Annotated in this window: 3 protein-coding genes; 2 read left to right on the forward strand and 1 reads right to left on the reverse strand. The window is 71.5% G+C overall.

Going from position 1 to position 2,214, the window contains the following annotated elements; genetic code table 11:
- A partial coding sequence (locus PROKR_RS33850) for a 3'-5' exonuclease (RefSeq protein ID WP_036959734.1) occupies positions 1 to 578 on the reverse strand: 578 nt, incomplete at its 3' end.
- Positions 579 to 785: 207 nt separating this feature from the next.
- Between PROKR_RS33850 and PROKR_RS04085 the strand changes: the two genes are divergently transcribed.
- Both PROKR_RS04085 and PROKR_RS04090 read left to right on the forward strand, forming a co-directional pair.
- Positions 786 to 1,121, forward strand: a complete 336-nt coding sequence (locus PROKR_RS04085) for a hypothetical protein (RefSeq protein ID WP_036959738.1) — start codon at positions 786 to 788, stop codon at positions 1,119 to 1,121.
- 79 nt (positions 1,122 to 1,200) lie between these two features.
- Positions 1,201 to 2,157, forward strand: a complete 957-nt coding sequence (locus PROKR_RS04090; RefSeq protein ID WP_036959739.1) for a ribonuclease Z — start codon at positions 1,201 to 1,203, stop codon at positions 2,155 to 2,157.
- Positions 2,158 to 2,214 lie beyond the last annotated feature (57 nt).

Genomic DNA, 2,214 nt, shown 5'->3' on the forward strand with positions numbered 1-2,214 from the left:
GGCGGCCCGGGCGTGCGGGTGGGGCCCTCGGGCCACGGGTAGACCCACGCGCGCAGCGTGACCTGCAGCAGCTCGGGCAGGTCCGGCAGGCCGTTCGCGCTCTGCACGAACCGGGCCAGCAGTCCGGCGACCGCCCGCGCCTCGTTGAGCGGGCCGGAGCTCGGCTGACCGCCCTCGAACGGCACGCCCGCCGCGGTGCAGCAGTCCGACAGGCGGCGGTGCACCAGGCCGGGCAGGTAGTGGTAGCTCGCGTCGATGATCGTCAGCTGGGCGAGCGTGGGCAGCTCCCAGCCCAGGTGGGACAGCTCCGCGCGCAGGACCTCGATGCCGAGCCGGCCGTTGTGGGTCACGATCGCCATCTGCGACAGGCGCTCGCGGAGGGTGGCGGCGACGTCGGCCAGCGCGATCCACGCGCCGTCGGGGTGCAGCACCGCCGACCACTCGTCGACCACCGCGCCCCGCTCGTCGATCCGGACGACGGCGATCTCTCGTAGTCGTGCCCCGGCAAGCTGGATTCCGGTGATCCGGGTCGACACCGCTGCGTACGCGGGCTTGCCCACGCGTTCGTCCCTCGCCATGCGCGTCCTTTCTCGACCGCCGTGCCGCCGTTGGCGCGACGACGCGCCACAGGGTGCCATCTGAGCGAGAGTCCTGAAAGTGGAGATCGTACGAATATGTCGGATTCTGTGAAAATCACTACCAAAGATAGCGGACCGCCCCCCGATTATTAACACTTACGGTGGGTGTTTGGCCACCGCCTGGGCGGTGCACAAGGGGAGGTCAGGATGCTGGCAAAGCTTTCGATCATGGACTGGCGCGCCATCGCGGCGCTCGCGTTCGCTCTTCCGTACGTCGCGCTGGTCCTGGTCGGGGAACGGTTCGGCTGGCTGCAGCTGTCCACTTCCGACGCCCTGACCAGCCCGATCACCATTGTGGCACTGGGCTGCCTGCTTGCCGGCGCAGGGCTCGCGCTGACCCCGGCGATCCAGGGCGGGGCCTACCCGGTGCTGAACATCCTGGTGGGTGGGGCCATGCTTGCCGGGTTCGGGTACGCCGTGCTGCTGCTCGCCCAGGCCAGGTACGGCTGCGACCCGCTGAACGTCTTGCCCGGCTGCGGGTGATCTTTGGAAAGTTAAGGACCTTGGCCTTATCGGGAGTTTTTCCCGTGCCGCAGGCCGCGCTCCGGGACACAATGCGACCGTGTTCCAGCGTCCGGCCAACCATCGCGTCTCGAGCCGTGAGCTCGTGGCCCTCGGCACCGCCAGCCAGGTGCCGACCCGCACCCGCAACCACAACGGCTACGTGCTGTTCTGGGACGACGAGGCCATCCTGTTCGACCCGGGCGAGGGGTCGCAGCGCCAGATGCTGCACGCGGGCATCTCCGCGACGGCGCTGACCCGCATCGCGCTCACGCACCTGCACGGCGACCACAGCCTCGGCCTGGCCGGCGTGGTGCAGCGCATCAGCCTGGACGCCGTGCCGCAGACGATCCCGATCGTGTTCCCGGAGTCGGGCCGCCGCTGGGTCGAGAACCTGTGCGACGCCACCGCGTTCTACCACCAGGAACGCCTCGCGCTGCAGGGCCTGAGCCGCGACGGGGAGGTGCGTCGCGTGCCGGGGGAGATGCACGGCCCGGCGGTGCTCAGCGCGGCGCGGCTGGACCACTCGCTGGAGGCCTACGGGTACCGGCTCGACGAGCCGGACGGCCGCCGCATGGTCCCGGAGCGCCTGGCCGCCGCGGGCATCTCGGGGCCCGACGTCGGACGGCTCGCCCAGGAGGGCACGCTGCGGACCGCGCGGGGCGTGGTCCGGCTGGAGGACGTCAGCGAGCCGCGGCCCGGCCAGTCGTTCGCGTTCGTGATGGACACCCGGCTGTGCGACGCCGTGCGGCGCCTGGCCGACGGCGTGGACCTGCTCGTCATCGAGTCGACCTACCTGGACCGTGACCGTGACCTCGCGCACGACCACGGGCACCTGACCGCCCTGGAGGCCGCGACCGTGGCGGCCGAGGCCGGGGTGCGTAGCCTCGTGCTGACCCACTTCTCGCAGCGGTACACCGACCCGACGGAGTTCGAGCACGAGGCCCGCACGGTGTTCGACGGCGAGCTCACGGTGGCGGCCGACCTGGACAGGGTGGCGGTGCCGCGTCGGCGGTGAGGCGCTGCCACACCGGCACCTGCACCGGCACCGGCACCGGTCCGGTCGGCCGCGGCC

It is taken from the genome of Promicromonospora kroppenstedtii DSM 19349, assembly GCF_000515355.1.
Lineage (GTDB): Bacteria > Actinomycetota > Actinomycetes > Actinomycetales > Cellulomonadaceae > Promicromonospora > Promicromonospora kroppenstedtii.